Origin of the sequence: Nocardia sp. NPDC051833 (assembly GCF_040681225.1) — a bacterium.
GTDB lineage: Bacteria > Actinomycetota > Actinomycetes > Mycobacteriales > Mycobacteriaceae > Nocardia.
The window spans coordinates 401,994-417,886 of sequence record NZ_JBFAYK010000001.1 but is presented as its reverse complement, the minus strand read 5'-3'; the positions used below and the strand labels follow the sequence as shown (position 1 = coordinate 417,886).

Here is a 15,893-nt window from a genome sequence, read left to right as displayed (position 1 = left end):
GGTCAGGTCCGCACCCGCCGACCGCGCCGGGCGAGGGCGGCGACGCGCTCGATCACCGGGCGCCACTCCCGCAGCGGCGCCACGGACAAGCCGACGACCTTGCCCGCGTCGTCGGCACGGCGCAATGCCAGCGCGGCGGCGAAGTTCGGGTCGGCGCGGAAGGCGCGCGCCTCCTCGGGCGACATCGGTCCGCCCTGCGCGATCAAGGTGCGCAGGCTCGAGGCGGACAGTCCGGCGGCGTGCACCGGATCCGTCGCCACCAGAAAGCGTTTGGCGACCACGTGCAGTTCCACCAGGCGCGCGACCCGCTCGCCGAGCAGCGCCCGCACCGCGTCGGCGCCGTGGCGGCCGTGGCCCGCGTCGTCGCCGGGGACCAGCACGTGCCCGATGTCGTGGACCAGCCCGGCGACCTGGAGTTCCTCGTCGGCGGGATGGTCGCGGCGCAGCAGTTCCGCGCACTGGCGGTCGTGATCGAGGATGTCGACCGGATCACCGGTGCGGTCGGCGGTGTCCCAGGCGTCCGCGCAGCGGGCGAGCAGCGCGAGCAGCGCGTCGACCGTGGCGATCGCGCCGCCCGAGCCTGGCGCCGCGTGCTCGGGTGTGCCGGGGACGGGTTCGCCCGCCGGCGGGTCGGGCGTGGGGTTTTCGGGCCGCACGACAGATCACTCCTCGCGATTCGACGGGCCGGTGGACGCGCGCCCGGCTGTCGTCGTGACGGTAGCCGACCGGCCGGTAGCCGGCTGGGCGCGGCGAACCATGCCGGGAGGTATGGCACGCTGACGGCATGCGAGTAGCTGTGGTGGCCGGGCCCGATCCGGGGCATGCGTTTCCCGCGATCGCGTTGTGTCTGCGATTGCTGGCCGCGGGCGACGAGCCGGTGCTGTTCACCGGCCCGCGCTGGCTCGACGCGGCCAGAGCCGCGGGCATCAGTGTGCGCAGGCTCAAGGGGCTGGCACCGCGCCCCACCGACAACGACGCCGACGCGGGCGCGCGCATCCACGAACGCGCCGCCCACATCGCGACCGAGAACCTGCCCGAACTCAGCGCGATGCTGCCGGACCTGATCGTCTCGGACGTGCTCACCGCGGGCGGCGGGATGGCGGCCGAGCGGCTCGGCCTGCCGTGGGTCGAACTGTCTCCCCATCCGCTGTACCTGCCCTCGAAAGCGTTGCCGCCGATCGGCAGTGGTCTCGCGCCGGGGGAGGGCGTGCGCGGGCGGGTGCGCGACGGCGTGCTGCGCACGATGACCGCCCGCGCGGTCAAGGCGGGCAATCGGCAGCGTTCGGCGGCGCGCGAGAGCATCGGCCTGCCCGCCGAGGATCCCGGCCCCACCGCCCGGCTGGTCGCGACGCTGCCCGCGCTGGAGGTCGACCGGCCCGACTGGCCCGCCGACACCCATATCGTCGGGCCGCTGCTGTGGGAGCCGACCGACGCGATCCTGCCGGTCCCGCCGGGCGACGCGCCGCTGGTGATGGTGGCCCCGTCCACCGCGCATACGGGGGTGGACGCCATGGCCGACACCGTGCTGGCCGGACTGGCCGGGCTCGGTGTCCGCGCCGCCGTCTCGATGCTCGACACCCCACCGGCCGAGCTGCCCGACTGGGCGACCGCCGGGCTGGGCCGCCAGGACACCCTGCTCACCGAGGCGGCGGTGGTCGTCGGCGGCGGTGGCCACGGCCTGCTCGCGAAATCCCTGGCCGCCGGGGTGCCGGTGGTGACCGTGCCCGGCGGCGGTGACCAGTGGGAACTGGCCAATCGTGCGGTGCGCCAGGGGAGTTCGGTGCTGGTGCGGCCGCTGACCCCGGAGGCGGTCGGCGCCGCGGTCCGGCAGGTGCTCGACGACCCGGCCTACACCGCCGCGGCCCGGCGCGCCGCCGCCGGGCGGGCCGAGGTCGAGGATCCGGTCGAGATCTGTCAGAAGGCCGCCGAGCGCTGACCCCGGGGTCGAGGGGGAGGTCTCGGGCACCGGTGGCCCTGTCGGGTGTCGCCGAGCGCGAGTATCTTGGGCTTCGTGCGGTTGACCGAATTCCAGGAGCTGATGCACACCGAGTTCGGCGTGGCGCGCGCCGACGCCATGCTGGCCGATCACGTGATCCCGGCGCTCGGGCGGACCGGTGCCGCCGCGATCGAGGCGGGCGTCGACCCGCGAGATGTGTGGCGCGCCCTGTGCGCCGACTTCGATGTTCCCCGAACCCGATGGTGAGCAGGTCATGGCTGTGACAGCGCAGAACCCGGACACCCGGCCGTACCGGTTCGACGAGCGGCTGCGGATGATCCCGGTCGATCCCGAGACGCTCGCGGCCAGGGTCGCGGTCGCCGACCCCCACGATTTCGGCGGCCTGCGCAGGCTCGGCATCGCGCTGATGCTGCTCGGCCGCCACGACGAGGCCCTCGACCGGCTCGATCAGGCGCTGGAACTGGCCGATACCGAGCGGCGCCGGATCACCGTGTGGATCAACCTCGCCGACGTGTACCGCTACCAGGGCGAACCCGCGCCCGCGGAGATCCTGTACCGGCGCGCGCTCGACGCCAGCCGCGCCCTCGATCCCGAGCTCGTCTCCTTCGCCGCCCATCACCTGGGCAAGTCGCTGGCCGAGCAGCACCGGCCGCGGGAGGCGCGGGAACTGCTCAACGAGGCGATGCGGCTGCGGGTGGCCGACGGCGATTCCGAACTCATCGAGTCCACCCGGGCGGCGCTGGACCATCTCGACGAACTGGCCCTGCCGCTGCCGCCCGCGATCGCCGAGCTGCTCGGCCCGGTGCCCGCGTGGTCGGACGATCACGAGGGCCGTGGCGGCAATCTCGCGCGGTCGGGCGGGTACTGGATCAAGCGCGGGCCGCGCGCCGTCGCCGAGCACGATCGGCTGATCTGGTTGCGCGACAACGGCATCGCGGTGCCCGCCGTGGCCGCCTTCGCCGAGGACATCCTGGTGCTCGCCGACGCCGAGGCCCGTTCGCTCACCGATCTGGCCGGTGATCCGGCCGAGGTCGGCACCGTGATGGGGCGGGCCCTGCGCGCGCTGCACGCCCTGCCGGTCACCGGCTGCCCGTTCGACGGCCGCCTCGAGGTGACCCTCGCGCAGGCCCGCAGGCAGGTCGTCGAAGAGTTCGTCGACACCGCCGATTTCGACCCCGACCACAGCGAACTCACCGCAGAGGCAATCCACGAGCACTTGGTGGCGCAGCGCCCGTCCGAGGAGGATCTGGTCGTCGCGCACGGCGACTTCACCCCGGGCAATGTGCTCGCCGGTGGCGTGCTGATCGATGTCGGCGCGCTGGGGGTGGCCGACCGCTATCGCGATCTGGCCCTCGCCGAGCGCGACCTGGCCGAGGATTTCGGTATCGACGCGGTAGCCGCGTTCTTCACCGCCTACGGCCTGACCGGGCCCGACCGCGCGAAGCTCGAGTACTACCGGCTGCTCGACGAATTGTTCTGAGGCCGTGGCGCTGCGGCGCTCAGCTGGACTTGGCGTAGTGCCGCGCGGCCTTGGTGCGGTTGCCGCAGGTCGCCATGGAGTGCCAGCGCCGGGTGCCGTTCTTGGACGTGTCGTAGAAGAACAGCACGCAGTCCGGGTGCGCGCACTGGCGGATCCGGTGCGGCGCCGCGGCGATCAGGCGCAGCAGATCGTCGGCCGCGAGCCAGCCCGGCAGCCAGGCCGGGTCGGCCACCTCGGGGATGTCGCGCGGGCCGTCGGCGGTGAGTTCACGGCGCAGCCTGCCCCGGTCGAGCACCTGGTTGAGCGCGGTGGGATCGGCGGCGGTGACCGCCGCGTGGACGGCGTCGCGGGCGGCGTGCAGCGCGGTGAGGGTGTGCTCGTCGGCGGGCACGCGGTCGGCGAGTCCGGTGAGCTCGAGCCACAGCCGCAGCCCGTCGAGATCGGTGAGCAGGTCACCGGGGGTGGCGCCCGCCCACCGCGTGTTGAGCAGGTCCAGAGCCGGTGGTTCGCCGGTGTGCGGACGGGGATCGCGCATGCCTGAGGTTACCAACTCATCTCCTAACCACTGTCGCGATTTCACGGGTTGACGGCGCTGCCGGGTCACCCTACTGTCTAACCTGTCAACGCTTGATAGGTAGTTAACATTCCGGAAGGGGTCCCCCGTGCGACCGCCACTGCCACCCTTCGACCTCGAATCCGCGCGCGCCAAGGTGCTCGCCGCCGAAAACGCCTGGAACACCCGCGATCCCGAGCGGGTCGCCGCGGCTTACACCGAGGATTCGGTGTGGCGCAACCGCGACGAGTTCTTCACCGGCCACGCCGCCATCGTCGAGTTCCTCACCCGCAAGTGGTCCACCGAGAACGGCTACGCCCTGCGTAAGGACCTGTGGGCCTTCCACGGCAACCGCATCGCCGTGCGCTTCCAGTACGAGTGGCACGACGAGGCCGGGCAGTGGTGGCGCAGCTACGGCAACGAGCAGTGGGAGTTCGCGCCGGACGGGCGGATGGCGCGGCGCGAGGCCAGCATCAACGACGTGCGGATCGACGAATCCGAGCGGCGGATCTTCGGGCCGCGCGCCGAGGGCGACGATTCGGTGCTGCCGCAGCGGTGACGGCGGGGTCCGCGGTGTGTGATGTGCGCCGGGTTTGCGGGTCCTCGCGTGTTGCCGGGCGCGTCGCTTGACTCGAATGGGTGTTCGACTAATCTGAGCGCCAGAACTTGTCGGTGCCGGCCTCTACTGTGGGCGCCAACCAGAGAGACACTCACCTCGAGAAGGGGACCACATCATGGCACCGCAGGCCTACGATCGCGACAAAGCGCTGGAGCTGGCACTGGCGCAGGTGGAGAAGAGCTTCGGCAAGGGCGCGGTCATGCGTCTGGGCGAGGAGGCCCGCCAGCCCATCTCCGTCATCCCGACCGGCTCCATCGCGCTCGACGTTGCGCTCGGTATCGGCGGGTTGCCGCGCGGTCGCGTCGTCGAGATCTACGGCCCGGAATCCTCGGGTAAGACCACGGTCGCGCTGCACGCGGTGGCCAACGCCCAGGCCGCCGGCGGCGTCGCCGCGTTCATCGACGCCGAGCACGCGCTGGATCCCGACTACGCCCGCAAGCTGGGCGTCGACACCGACGCGCTGCTGGTCTCCCAGCCCGACACCGGTGAGCAGGCGCTCGAGATCGCCGACATGCTGGTGCGTTCCGGCGCCATCGACATCATCGTCATCGACTCCGTCGCCGCCCTGGTGCCGCGCGCCGAGATCGAGGGCGAGATGGGTGACAGCCACGTCGGTCTGCAGGCCCGCCTCATGAGCCAGGCGCTGCGCAAGATGACCGGTGCGCTCAACAGCTCGGGCACCACCGCCATCTTCATCAACCAGCTGCGCGAGAAGATCGGCGTCATGTTCGGCTCGCCGGAGACCACCACCGGTGGTAAGGCGCTGAAGTTCTACGCCTCCGTGCGCCTGGACGTGCGCCGCATCGAGACCCTCAAGGACGGCTCCGACGCGGTCGGCAACCGCACCCGCGTGAAGGTCGTCAAGAACAAGGTGAGCCCGCCGTTCAAGCAGGCCGAGTTCGACATCCTCTACGGCCAGGGCATCTCCAAGGAGGGCTCGCTCATCGACATGGGCGTCGAGCACGGCTTCATCCGCAAGTCCGGCTCCTGGTACACCTACGAGGGCGACCAGCTGGGTCAGGGCAAGGAGAACGCCCGCAAGTTCCTGCTGGAGAACACCGACGTGCGCGACGAGATCGAGAAGAAGATCAAGGAGAAGCTGGGCATCGGCGCCGACCTGACCGCCGAGGCCGACGCGCCCGCCGACTTCTAGCCGATGGGCTCGCCGACCTCCGGCGGCCGGGCGCCCCGCGACGCGGTGGATCCGGTCGAGGACATGCGCAGGCAGCTGGCCCGCCTCGGCATCGAGGTGGCGCCGGAACCGCCGCAGCGGCGAGACCGTCACCGCGACAGCGCGGACACCGAACTCGTCCGGTCGGCTCGGGTACACCGGGCCGAACTGGACGCCAGGGGAATTCGGTCGGGTGCGGGCGATCCGCAGCGCGCGCACCCGACCGGATTCGCCGATCATGATCAACCGCACGATTCCGCTGCGCGGATCGGGGATGATCATGAAGAGTGGGGGAGCGGGGCACGGCCCCGTGGCGCCCGGCGCGGACGGAAGTCCGGCCGGCGCGAGAAAGACTCCCTGTCGACCGGCGTCGGTGGTGACGACGGGCGGCAGGTGGATCCGGTGGCGGCCGGATCCCAGCCGGGAGAGCCCGACAGGCGGGCCGGCACACGCCGGCTCGCCCCGGGCGACCGTCCGAAGGCGACCGTCGACCAGGCCAAGGACGCCTGCCTGAATCTGCTGGCGGTGCGCGCCCGCAGCCGGGCCGAGCTGGAGAAACGCCTCGGGGAGAAGGGCTTCCGGCTCGAGGTGACCGCGGCCGCGCTCGACCGGCTCGCCGAAGTCGGCCTCGTCGACGATGGTTCCTTCGCCGAACAGTGGGTGCACGAGCGCCATACGTACTCCGGCCGCGGAAAGCGTGCCCTACAGCGCGAACTGCGCGACAAGGGCGTCGCCCCCGCCGAGGCCGAGAACGCGCTGGCGAGCGTCACCGACGACGCCGAACGCGCCCGCGCCACCGACCTGGTGCGCCGCAAACTGACCGCCCTGTCCCGAGACCTGGACCGCGACAAGGCCGTCCGCCGTCTCGTCGGCATGCTGGCCCGGCGCGGTTACGACCAGTCCACGGCGTTCGCTGTCGTCACCGCCGAACTCGCCGAGGCAGGCTTCGAACAGACACCCCCGCCGCCGCGCCGGGTGTCCGGGCTCGATTCGAGCGCGACCGGGCGGTCCCACGATCGCCGACGGCCCGAACGACCGGAGGATGATCCGTCGGACCACGCCGACAGTGAGACCGAGCCGGTCCCGGACGGCCGAGACCAGGGCATCCCGCGCCGAGACCGCTCCCGATGGTCACGCGCGGTCAGCACACGGGCCGACAGCGAAGTGCCCGACGACACCGCCGACCCGGATCTGGTGCCCGACCGGCGCGCGCCGCGCCGCCCGGTCCCCGGCGACGATCAGGCCGCCGCCGACCTGGTCCGCCGCAAACTCCGCGCGATCCCCGCCGACCTCGACCGCGCCAAGGTCACCCGTCGCCTCGTCGACATGCTCGCCCGCCGCGGCTACCGCCCCTCCGTCGCCTACGCGGTCGTCAAAGCCGAACTGGCCGAGGCCGATCGCTGAACCGGGGTGGCCGAACCTCGCTGGGTGCGCTGCCCGCGCGAGAACACCGAGCCGGTGGCCGACACGCCGAAGCGTTGTCCGTGCGAGAACGCTGGATCACGCGGGTGTCCCGTCGCCTCCGCACCGCGGACGCCCGACGCCGCGCAACGCGGGGTCCGCCCGACGACCGCGATGCCGGAACGCTGTCGGCCGCAGCGGCGAGCTACTGCCGCACGGCCGGTGCCGGGAACAGCCCCCGTGCGGGAGGCGCGGCGCGTAGGATGATTCGGCGCCGGCGAAACGTGGTTTCGCGCAGGCAGATTCGAGCGTCGCAGACTGCGGCGGGGGTGTGGTGACGGGGTGTTTCACCCGAGGTCGGGGTGGGCATTCCGGGGGACAGGGCCCGGTGTGGCCGCCGAACTACGGGGAGGTGGACCCTGGACGCGTTGTGGTCGTTCGTGGTGAACCGGCGCGAGCAGTTGCTGGTCGATTCGTATCTGCACGTGTCGGCGGTGGTGCAGTCGCTGGCGCTGGCGACGATCGTCGCGGTGCTCGTCGGGGTGCTCGTGTACCGGAGCCCGCTCGGCTCCGCGGCGGCGACCGCGAGCGCGGGGGCGATCCTCACCGTCCCGTCGTTCGCGCTGCTCGGCCTGTTGATCCCGTTCCTCGGCCTCGGGGTCGGGCCGACGATCGTGGCGCTGGTGCTGTACGCGCTGCTGCCGATCCTGCGCAACACCGTGCTCGGGCTGGCATCGGTGGATCCGGCGGTGATCGACGCCGCGCGCGGTGTGGGGATGAACCGGCTGCGACTGCTGACCGCGATCGAGCTGCCGCTGGCGTGGCCGTCGATCCTGGCCGGGATGCGGGTCAGCACCCAGATGATCATGGGCATCCTGGCCCTGGCCGCGTACGCGAAAGGCCCCGGCCTCGGCAATCTCATCTTCTCCGGGCTCTCGCGCCTCGGCAGCCCGAACGCGGTGCCGCAGGCACTGACCGGGACCGTGCTCATCGTCGTGCTCGCACTCGCGCTCGACGGCGTCCTGATGCTGCTCGGCCGGCTCACCATCTCGAGGGGAATTCGTGACTGACACCGACACCACCACCGGCACCGCCGCGGTCTCCGGGGTCGAGATCGTGCTCGACCGGGTCACCAAGCGCTATCCCGACCAGCCCGATCCGGCGGTCGAGGAGGTCAGCATGACCATCCCGGCCGGGGAGATCGTGGTGCTGGTCGGGCCCTCCGGGTGCGGCAAGACCACCACCATGCGGATGATCAACCGGCTGATCGAGCCCACCTCGGGCACCGTCACCATCGGCGGCCGCGACGCCGCCGCCATCGACGCCGACGAATTGCGCCGTGGCATCGGCTATTCCATCCAGCAGGCCGGGCTGTTCCCGCACCTGACCGTCGCCAGGAACATCGCCACGGTGCCGGGCCTGCTCGGCTGGGACCGCAAGCGCACCCAGGCCCGCGTGGACGAGATGCTCGGCCTCGTCGGCCTCGACCCCGCCGTCTACCGGGGCCGCTACCCGCGCCAGCTCTCCGGCGGGCAGCAGCAGCGCGTCGGGGTGGCCAGGGCGCTGGCGGCCGATCCGCCGGTCCTGCTGATGGACGAGCCGTTCGGCGCCGTCGATCCGATCACCCGCGCGCTGCTCCAGGACGAATTGCTGCGCCTGCAGGGCGAACTCGGCAAGACCATCGTCTTCGTCACCCACGATTTCGGCGAGGCCGTGAAACTCGGCGACCGGATCGCCGTCCTGGGCGAGCGGTCCCGCATCCTCCAGTACGACACCCCGGCGGCGATCCTGGCCGCTCCCGCCGACGACACCGTCGCCGGGTTCGTCGGCAACACCGCCACCATCGACCGCCTCGGTCTCGCCGTCCTCGCCGACCTGGACCTGGACCAGGGCATCGCCGTCCCCGAGGACACCGCCCCGGCCGACCTCACCGACCGCCTGCGCACCGCGCGGCAGGACTGGGGCATCGTTCTCGCCGCCGACCGCACCCCGGCCCGCCGGATCGCGGCGGGCGAACTCGCGCACGCGGATTCACTGCGCGACCTCGGCACCCCGATCCGGACCACACTGCCCACCGACGCGACCCTCCAGGACGCGCTCACGATCCTGCTCACCGAACGCACGGCCTCGGCCGTGGTCGTCGACAACACCGGCGCGTTCGCTGGCGTGGTCACCGTCGACACGCTGATCAGCCACCTGGCCGCCGCCGGGACCGCCGAGACGGTCCAGGCATGACCGCGAACGCGCCCGCCGCACCGGCCGCGCAGCGGCGCGCCGAATTCCTGCGGCTGCTCGTGCAGCCGGTGATCGTGCTGATCCTCACCGTCGGCGTGCTGGTGTGGGCGTTCCGGCGCGACCTCACGCTCACCCAGCAGGCCAGCATCAGCGCGGGCAACATCGCCGAGGTCACCTGGCAGCACATCCTGATCACCGCGGCGGTGGTGATCATCGTCGTCGCGGTGGCGGTGCCGCTGGGCACGCTGCTCACCCGGCCCGGATTCCGCGGGTTCGCGCCGATCTTCGTCGGCATCGCCAATATCGGGGCGTCGGCGCCCGCCATCGGCCTGATCGTGCTGTGCTACCTGGTCACCCGCACCACCGGATTCTGGGTGGGGGTCGCGCCGATCGCGTTCTGCTCGCTACTGCCGGTGTTGCGCAACACGATCCTGGGCTACCAGGAGGTCGACCCGGCGCTGGTCGACGCCGGTCGCGGACAGGGGATGTCGGCGGCGCAGGTGTTGCGGCGCATCGAGTTCCCGCTCGCGGTGCCCTACATCTTGGCCGGGCTGCGCACCTCGCTGGTGCTGGCCGTCGGCACCGCGACGCTGTCGTTCCTGGTGAGCGCGGGCGGGCTCGGCATCCTCATCGACACCGGCTACAAGCTGCGCGACACCGTCACCCTGACGGTGGGCGCGGTGCTGGCCGTGGCCCTTGCCCTGTTCGTCGACTGGCTGGGCGCACTGGCCGAACAGTTCCTCGGACCGAGGGGGTTGCGGTGAGGATCACCCGATGGCTCGGCGTGGCCGGGGTGCTGCTGCTGGCGAGTTGTGGTCTGCAGTCGGGCGGTTCGGTGCCGCTGCCGGTGGGACCGGGCAGCATCGTGGCCGTGCCCGCGCTCGACGGGGTCGCGGTCACCGTGGGCTCCAAGGACTTCACCGAGGCCAACATCCTCGGCTACCTGATCGAATTCGCCCTCACCGCGGCGGGCGCGAACGTGCGTGACCTGACCAATATCCAGGGCTCCAACAGCCTGCGCGACGCCCAGCTGCACGGTCAGGTCGACATCGCCTACGACTACACCGGCACGGGCTGGATCAACTACCTGGGCAACGAGACACCCGAACCCGATGAGGTACGGCAGTTCGAACTCGTCCGCGACGCCGACCGCGCCGAACACGACATGGTGTGGGCCGCGATGGCGCCGATGAACAACACCTACGCCCTGGTCACCAGCAGGCGCACCGCCGAGGAGACCGGGGTGCGCACGCTGTCGGACTACGCGGCCCTGATCGCGAAGGACCCGGCCGCGGCCGGTACCTGCGTCGGCACCGAGTTCAACGTCCGCCAGGACGGCTACCCGGGAATGGCCCGCAAGTACGGCATCGATGTCGGTGCCGTGCCGAAACAGATCGTCCAGGACGCGCTCGTCTACCAGGCGACGGCCGACGCGAAGCAGTGCCGGTTCGGCTCGGTCGCCGCCACCGACGGCCGCATCCCGGCGCTGGATCTGGTGCTGCTCGACGACGACCGCGGCTTCTTCCCGAAGTACAACGCCGCGCTGGTCATGCACGGCCCGTTCGCCGATGCGCACCCCGAAGTCGCTTCGATCATGGCGCCGATCTCCGCGCGCCTGACCAACGCGGTGATCACCGAGCTCAACCGCCAGGTCGACATCGGCGGCCGCGAACCGGCCGACGTCGCCCGCGACTGGATGGTCGCGGAGGGACTCGTCACCGCGGGCTGACCCACCGCGGCGGTGTGCCGAACTGTTACCGGCGTCCGCCCGGGATGTCCGAAACGCGGGGCTTCTTCACACCACGCGCTCAGCTTCCCGGGCCATGATGGACGGCGGTGGAGACACCGGCAACCGAAACGCGGAGCGGTGTGGGGGTCCGCTTCCCGACTGGGAGGATGACGCATGACGATCGAATTCCGCAAGGTGACCGTCCTGGGGACGGGGGTGCTCGGATCCCAGATCGCGTTCCAGACCGCCTTCCACGGCTTCGAGGTGACCGCCTACGACATCGACGACAAGGCGATCACCGCGGCGCGTGCCCGATTCGACGAACTCGCCACGGTGTACCAGCAGGACGTCGACGGCGCCGACGCGAGCAACACCTCAGCGACCGCCGCGGGTATCACGCTCACCACCGATCTGGCCGTCGCCGCGAGCGAGGCGGACCTGATCATCGAGGCGGTGCCCGAGGTCCTCGAGATCAAGCGCGACCTCTACGGCAAGCTCGCGACGCTCGCGCCCGAACGCACCGTGTTCGCGACGAACTCCTCGACGCTGCTGCCCAGCGACATCGTCGACGCCACCGGCCGCCCCGACCGATTCCTGGCGCTGCACTTCGCCAATCACGTCTGGAAGTTCAACACCGCCGAGGTGATGGGCACCGAGCGCACCGATCCGGCGGTGTTCCAGGCCGTGGTCGCGTTCGCCCGGGCCATCGGCATGGTGCCGATCGAATTGCACAAGGAGAAGGCGGGCTACGTCCTCAACTCGCTGCTCGTGCCGTTCCTGAACTCCGGCATCGAGCTCGCCGCGGGCGGCTACGCCGAACCCGCCGCGGTCGACGAGACCTGGCGCATCGCCACCGGCGCCCCGATGGGCCCGTTCCAGATCCTCGACATCGTCGGCCTGAGCACCCCGTACAACATCCTGGTCAACGGCAACGACGCGCACAAGAAGCTCGCGGCCTGGCTCAAGGAGAACTACATCGACAAGGGCAAGCTCGGCGCCGCCACCGGGGAGGGGTTCTACCGCTACACCGGGTAGTCCCGCTCGACATCGCCGCCAACGGACAGAGGAAGTCGGTTCTGCCAGGGCGGGGAGGACGTCAAATCCAGAAGATCTGCAAACGGGCGGAGATGAGCCTGCCCGGGCCGGATTTCGTCCGCCACCGGTTGCTGAAGAAGCTCGACGACACCGAGATCGGGCCGCTGCTGCGCGAATTCGGTCTTCTCGGCGAAGACTAGCGAACACACCGCGGGGCCCGATCCGTCCGGACCGGGCCCCGCGGTGGGTCGTCGTCGAGCTAGTTCTTCGTGATGTCCACGCCGGGCGCGGCGTCGGTGACGATCGAGTCGGCGGCGACCACGGCACCGCCGCCCTTCTTGCGCCGCGACCGCAGCCGCTTCTCCAGCGTGGTCGCCAGGAAGGTCAGCGCCAGGTTCAGTGAGATCATGATCAGCGCCACGACCATCAGCGCGGGGATGGTGTTCTGCTGCGCGGCACCCTCCTGCTGACCGGCGCGCACCAGTTCCACGTAGGTGATCTGGTAGCCCAGCGCGGTGTCCTTGAGCACCACCACCATCTGCGAGACCAGGGCGGGCAGCATCGCCGTGACCGCCTGCGGCAGCAGGATCAGGCGCATCAGCTGGGTCTTGCGCATGCCCAGCGCCACCGCGGCCTCGGTCTGGCCCTTGGGCAGCGACCGGATGCCCGCGCGCACGATCTCGGCGATGACCGAGGCGTTGTAGATGACCAGCGCGATGACGACCGCGGCCAGCGCCAGATCGTCGGACCGGAAGACCTTGTACTCGCCGAACACAGCGAACAGGAAGATCATCAGGATCAGCACGGGGATCGCCCTGGCCAGCTCGACGATCGCGCCCGCGATCCAGCGGACCCACTTGTGGTCCGACAACCGCAGGATGCCGAAGATCATGCCGAAGATCAGCGCGAACACGATCGAGATGACCGCCGCGGTCAGCGTGCCCCGCAGGCCCGGCAGCAGGTAGGTCTCCCAGACACCCGCTTCCAGGAACGGCTTCCACTTCTCGGCGGTGAACTGGCCCTGCTCGGCGAACGCGTCGTAGAGCAGCCAGCCGAAGGCGGCCAGCGCGACGACGACCAGGACCGAGTAGAAGTGATGCCGGACGCGCGCGCGGGGGCCCGGCGCGTCGAACAGGACCGACGCTGCGCTCATCGGGCTACCTCGAATCGCTTGGCCAGCCAGCCGAAGAACAGGCCGGTCGGCAGGGTGAGAATGACGAAGCCGAGGGCGAAGATCGCGCCGATCGCGAGCAGCGCGGCTTCGTTCTCGTTCATCTCGCTCATCAGGAACGCGGCCTCGCCGACACCGATCACCGAGGCGATGGTCGAGTTCTTCGTCAGGGCGATCAGCACGCTGCCCAGCGGGGCGATGACCGCGCGGAAGGCCTGCGGCAGCACCACCAGGCGCAGGTTCTGCGCGAAGCCGAAGCCGAGCGAGCGGCCCGCCTCGGACTGGCCCAGCGGCACCGTGTTGATGCCCGCGCGCAGCGACTCGCAGACGAACGCCGCGGTGTAGACGCTCAGGCCGACGATCGCCCAGCGATAGTTGTTGTCCGCCAGCGAATCACCGGCCAGCTTCCAGCCCAGCGTGGTGTAGAGGCCGAGCGAGCAGAACACGATGATCAGCGTCAGCGGGGTGTTGCGGAAGATCGAGACGTAGACGGAGCCGACCCAGCGCGCGACCGGGATGGGGGACACGCGCATGCCGGCGACGAGGGTGCCGAGGACCAGCGCGCCGATCGCGGAGAAGAACGTCAGCTTGATGGTCACCCAGAAGGCGTCGAGGATTTCGGAGTCGTACCTCGAGATCAGGTCGAACACGGACGCGCGTCCTCCGATCGATGTGGAAGGGTCAGCAGGACTTCACCCGCGATGGCGGCCCGGGACGTCCCGGGCCGCCATCGCGGAGGTGATCAGTAGCGGTCGACGGTCGGCGGCTGCGGGATCGCGAAACCGGTGCCCGCGAAGGACTTCTCCAGCGCGGCCTTCCACGAACCGTCGGCGATCATCGCCTCGATCGCGTCGTTGATCTTGGTGCGCGCCTCGGACTCGCCCTTCTTGATACCGATGCCGTACTTCTCGGTGGTGAAGGGCTTGTTGACGAGCTTGTAGGAGCCCGGCGACTGCGCGGCGTAACCGGCGAGGATCACGTTGTCGGTGGTGACCGCGTCCATCGCGCCGCCACGCAGCGCCTCGATGCACAGCGAGTACGTGTCGTAGGTCTGCAGCTGCGCCTGCGGGTACTTGTCCTTGATGTTCTGCGCCGGGGTGGAGCCCTTGACCGAGCAGACCTTCTTGCCCGCGAGCGAGTCCGGGCCGGTGATGTCGGTGTTGTCGGCGCGCACCAGCAGGTCCTGACCGGCGATATAGTACGGGCCGGCGAAGTCGACCTTCTCCTTGCGCTTGTCGGTGATCGAGTAGGTCGCGACGACGTAGTCGACCTGACCGTTCTCGAGCAGCGTCTCGCGCTGCGCCGACGGCGACTCCTTGAAGGTGATGTTCTCCGGCTTCACGCCCAGCTTGTCGGCGACGTACTTGGCCACCTCGACGTCGAACCCGCTGTAGGTGCCGTCGGTGTTGCGCAGGCCGAGGCCCGGCTGGTCGAACTTGATGCCGACGGTCAGCTTGCCGTCCTTGGCGTGGTCGAGCACCGACCCCTCGTCACCGCCGCCGCAGCCCGCGGTGAGCGTGGCAGCCAATGCCAGTGCCGCGGCGCCGATTCCGACCCGCATCGCACGATTGATCCTCATCGAGTGTCCTTCTCCTGGTGATGGGTGGATGGTCAGTGACTGAGAATTTTGCCGAGGAAGTCCTTGGCACGGTCCGAGGCGGGCGCGGTGAAGAAGGTCTCGGGCGCGGTGTCCTCGACGATCTCGCCGTCGGCCATGAACAGCACGCGATCGCCCGCCCGGCGGGCGAAGCCCATCTCGTGGGTCACGACGAGCATCGTCATGCCCTCCTTGGCGAGCGAGACCATCACCTCGAGCACCTCGTTGACCATCTCCGGGTCCAGCGCCGAGGTGGGCTCGTCGAAGAGCATGACCTTCGGGTCCATCGCGAGCGAGCGGGCGATGGCCACGCGCTGCTGCTGACCACCCGAGAGCTGCGCCGGGTACTTCTCGGCCTGGTTGGCGATGCCGACCCGGTCGAGCAGGGCGAGCGCGTTCTTGCGCGCGTCGTCCTTCTTGATGCCGCGGACCTTCAGCGGCGCGAGCATGACGTTCTCGAGGATCGTCTTGTGCGCGAACAGATTGAACGACTGGAACACCATGCCGACCTCGGCGCGCAGCGCGGCCAGCGCCTTGCCTTCGGCGGGCAGGGCGACACCGTCGACGGCGATGTCGCCGGAATCGATCGGTTCGAGCCGGTTGATCGTGCGGCACAGGGTGGACTTGCCCGAGCCCGAGGGGCCCAGGACGATCACGACCTGCCCGCGCGGAACTTCCAGGTTGATGTGGCGCAGAACGTGGAGATCACCGAAGTGTTTGTCCACGTTGCGCATCGAGATCATCGGCGGCGCGCCAGCAGTGGCTGCGGCGTCGGCTTTCCCGGTCGCGGGTGCGGCGTCGTCGGTCATGGTCAGAAACCTTAGGCGTTCTTCGGAGATTTGCCCGGCTTTCCGTGACTCGCCGCAACGGCACGCCGAAACGACACCGGCCGGTAACCTGCCGGTACCACGGGCGACTCCCGGACGCGACGCAGACCACCTCGGG

At 70.4% G+C, this 15,893-nt stretch carries 16 protein-coding genes and 2 pseudogenes; 12 read left to right on the top strand and 6 right to left on the bottom strand.

The annotated features are described in order from the left end of the window. Positions 1-2: 2 nt before the first annotated feature. Positions 3-656 carry an HD domain-containing protein gene (locus tag AB0L91_RS02000; RefSeq protein ID WP_365006903.1) on the bottom strand — a complete coding sequence of 218 codons (654 nt, stop codon included), beginning with the start codon at positions 654-656 and terminating at the stop codon, positions 3-5. Positions 657-784: 128 nt separating this feature from the next. Here AB0L91_RS02000 and AB0L91_RS01995 point away from each other — a divergent pair, with 128 nt between their 5' ends. From AB0L91_RS01995 to AB0L91_RS01985, 3 genes are all read left to right on the top strand, one after another. Beyond that, the gene (locus AB0L91_RS01995; RefSeq protein ID WP_365006902.1) at positions 785-1,936 is read left to right on the top strand and encodes a nucleotide disphospho-sugar-binding domain-containing protein; all 1,152 of its coding nucleotides are present in this window, start codon (positions 785-787) and stop codon (positions 1,934-1,936) included. 75 nt (positions 1,937-2,011) lie between these two features. Continuing rightward, on the top strand, positions 2,012-2,203 hold the full coding sequence (locus AB0L91_RS01990) for a DUF3046 domain-containing protein (protein WP_218716463.1): 192 nt from the start codon (positions 2,012-2,014) through the stop codon (positions 2,201-2,203). A gap of 7 nt (positions 2,204-2,210) precedes the next feature. Then, positions 2,211-3,437: a phosphotransferase gene (locus tag AB0L91_RS01985; protein WP_365006901.1), complete on the top strand. Its 1,227-nt coding sequence runs from the start codon at positions 2,211-2,213 to the stop codon at positions 3,435-3,437. Positions 3,438-3,456: 19 nt separating this feature from the next. Here the strand turns inward: AB0L91_RS01985 and AB0L91_RS01980 are convergent, their stop codons facing one another. Further along, a complete protein-coding gene (locus AB0L91_RS01980) occupies positions 3,457-3,972 on the bottom strand; it encodes a CGNR zinc finger domain-containing protein (protein ID WP_365006900.1) in 516 nt (171 codons plus the stop codon). Between the two features lie 127 nt (positions 3,973-4,099). On the opposite strand from AB0L91_RS01980, the gene AB0L91_RS01975 reads away from it, so the two are divergent. The 9 genes and pseudogenes from AB0L91_RS01975 to AB0L91_RS01935 all read left to right on the top strand — a co-directional run bounded on the left by AB0L91_RS01975 (position 4,100) and on the right by AB0L91_RS01935 (position 12,180). Continuing rightward, positions 4,100-4,549 (top strand): nuclear transport factor 2 family protein, encoded by a 450-nt coding sequence (locus AB0L91_RS01975; RefSeq protein WP_365006899.1) that lies wholly within the window; start codon positions 4,100-4,102, stop codon positions 4,547-4,549. A 175-nt stretch (positions 4,550-4,724) separates the two neighbouring features. Next, positions 4,725-5,762 (top strand): recombinase RecA, encoded by a 1,038-nt coding sequence (recA, locus tag AB0L91_RS01970; RefSeq protein ID WP_019048052.1) that lies wholly within the window; start codon positions 4,725-4,727, stop codon positions 5,760-5,762. Between the two features lie 3 nt (positions 5,763-5,765). Beyond that, positions 5,766-6,644: pseudogene (locus AB0L91_RS01965) on the top strand (regulatory protein RecX); the annotation flags it as partial. Positions 6,645-7,013: 369 nt separating this feature from the next. After that, a pseudogene (locus tag AB0L91_RS01960) lies at positions 7,014-7,184 on the top strand (recombination regulator RecX); the annotation flags it as partial. A gap of 416 nt (positions 7,185-7,600) precedes the next feature. After that, entirely contained in the window at positions 7,601-8,251 is a 651-nt protein-coding gene (locus tag AB0L91_RS01955) for an ABC transporter permease (protein ID WP_365011142.1), read from the top strand. Then, entirely contained in the window at positions 8,244-9,416 is a 1,173-nt protein-coding gene (locus AB0L91_RS01950) for an ATP-binding cassette domain-containing protein (protein WP_365006898.1), read from the top strand. Before AB0L91_RS01955 ends, AB0L91_RS01950 begins: the two co-directional genes overlap by 8 nt. Next, the gene (locus tag AB0L91_RS01945; RefSeq protein ID WP_357344645.1) at positions 9,413-10,180 is read left to right on the top strand and encodes an ABC transporter permease; all 768 of its coding nucleotides are present in this window, start codon (positions 9,413-9,415) and stop codon (positions 10,178-10,180) included. The genes AB0L91_RS01950 and AB0L91_RS01945 overlap by 4 nt, the downstream gene beginning before the upstream one ends. After that, complete coding sequence (locus AB0L91_RS01940) at positions 10,177-11,145, top strand: glycine betaine ABC transporter substrate-binding protein (protein ID WP_365006897.1); 969 nt, start codon at positions 10,177-10,179, stop codon at positions 11,143-11,145. The genes AB0L91_RS01945 and AB0L91_RS01940 overlap by 4 nt, the downstream gene beginning before the upstream one ends. 174 nt (positions 11,146-11,319) lie before the next feature. After that, on the top strand, positions 11,320-12,180 hold the full coding sequence (locus AB0L91_RS01935; RefSeq protein ID WP_365006896.1) for a 3-hydroxyacyl-CoA dehydrogenase: 861 nt from the start codon (positions 11,320-11,322) through the stop codon (positions 12,178-12,180). Positions 12,181-12,439: 259 nt separating this feature from the next. Here the strand turns inward: AB0L91_RS01935 and AB0L91_RS01930 are convergent, their stop codons facing one another. The 4 genes from AB0L91_RS01930 to AB0L91_RS01915 all read right to left on the bottom strand — a co-directional run bounded on the left by AB0L91_RS01930 (position 12,440) and on the right by AB0L91_RS01915 (position 15,691). Continuing rightward, entirely contained in the window at positions 12,440-13,333 is an 894-nt protein-coding gene (locus AB0L91_RS01930) for an amino acid ABC transporter permease (protein ID WP_355277672.1), read from the bottom strand. Then, positions 13,330-14,001, bottom strand: coding sequence for an amino acid ABC transporter permease (locus tag AB0L91_RS01925; RefSeq protein WP_355277669.1), 672 nt, complete (start codon positions 13,999-14,001; stop codon positions 13,330-13,332). The genes AB0L91_RS01930 and AB0L91_RS01925 overlap by 4 nt, the downstream gene beginning before the upstream one ends. A gap of 92 nt (positions 14,002-14,093) precedes the next feature. After that, positions 14,094-14,930, bottom strand: coding sequence for a glutamate ABC transporter substrate-binding protein (locus tag AB0L91_RS01920; protein WP_355277667.1), 837 nt, complete (start codon positions 14,928-14,930; stop codon positions 14,094-14,096). Positions 14,931-14,962: 32 nt separating this feature from the next. After that, positions 14,963-15,691, bottom strand: coding sequence for an amino acid ABC transporter ATP-binding protein (locus AB0L91_RS01915; RefSeq protein WP_355277854.1), 729 nt, complete (start codon positions 15,689-15,691; stop codon positions 14,963-14,965). Positions 15,692-15,893 lie beyond the last annotated feature (202 nt).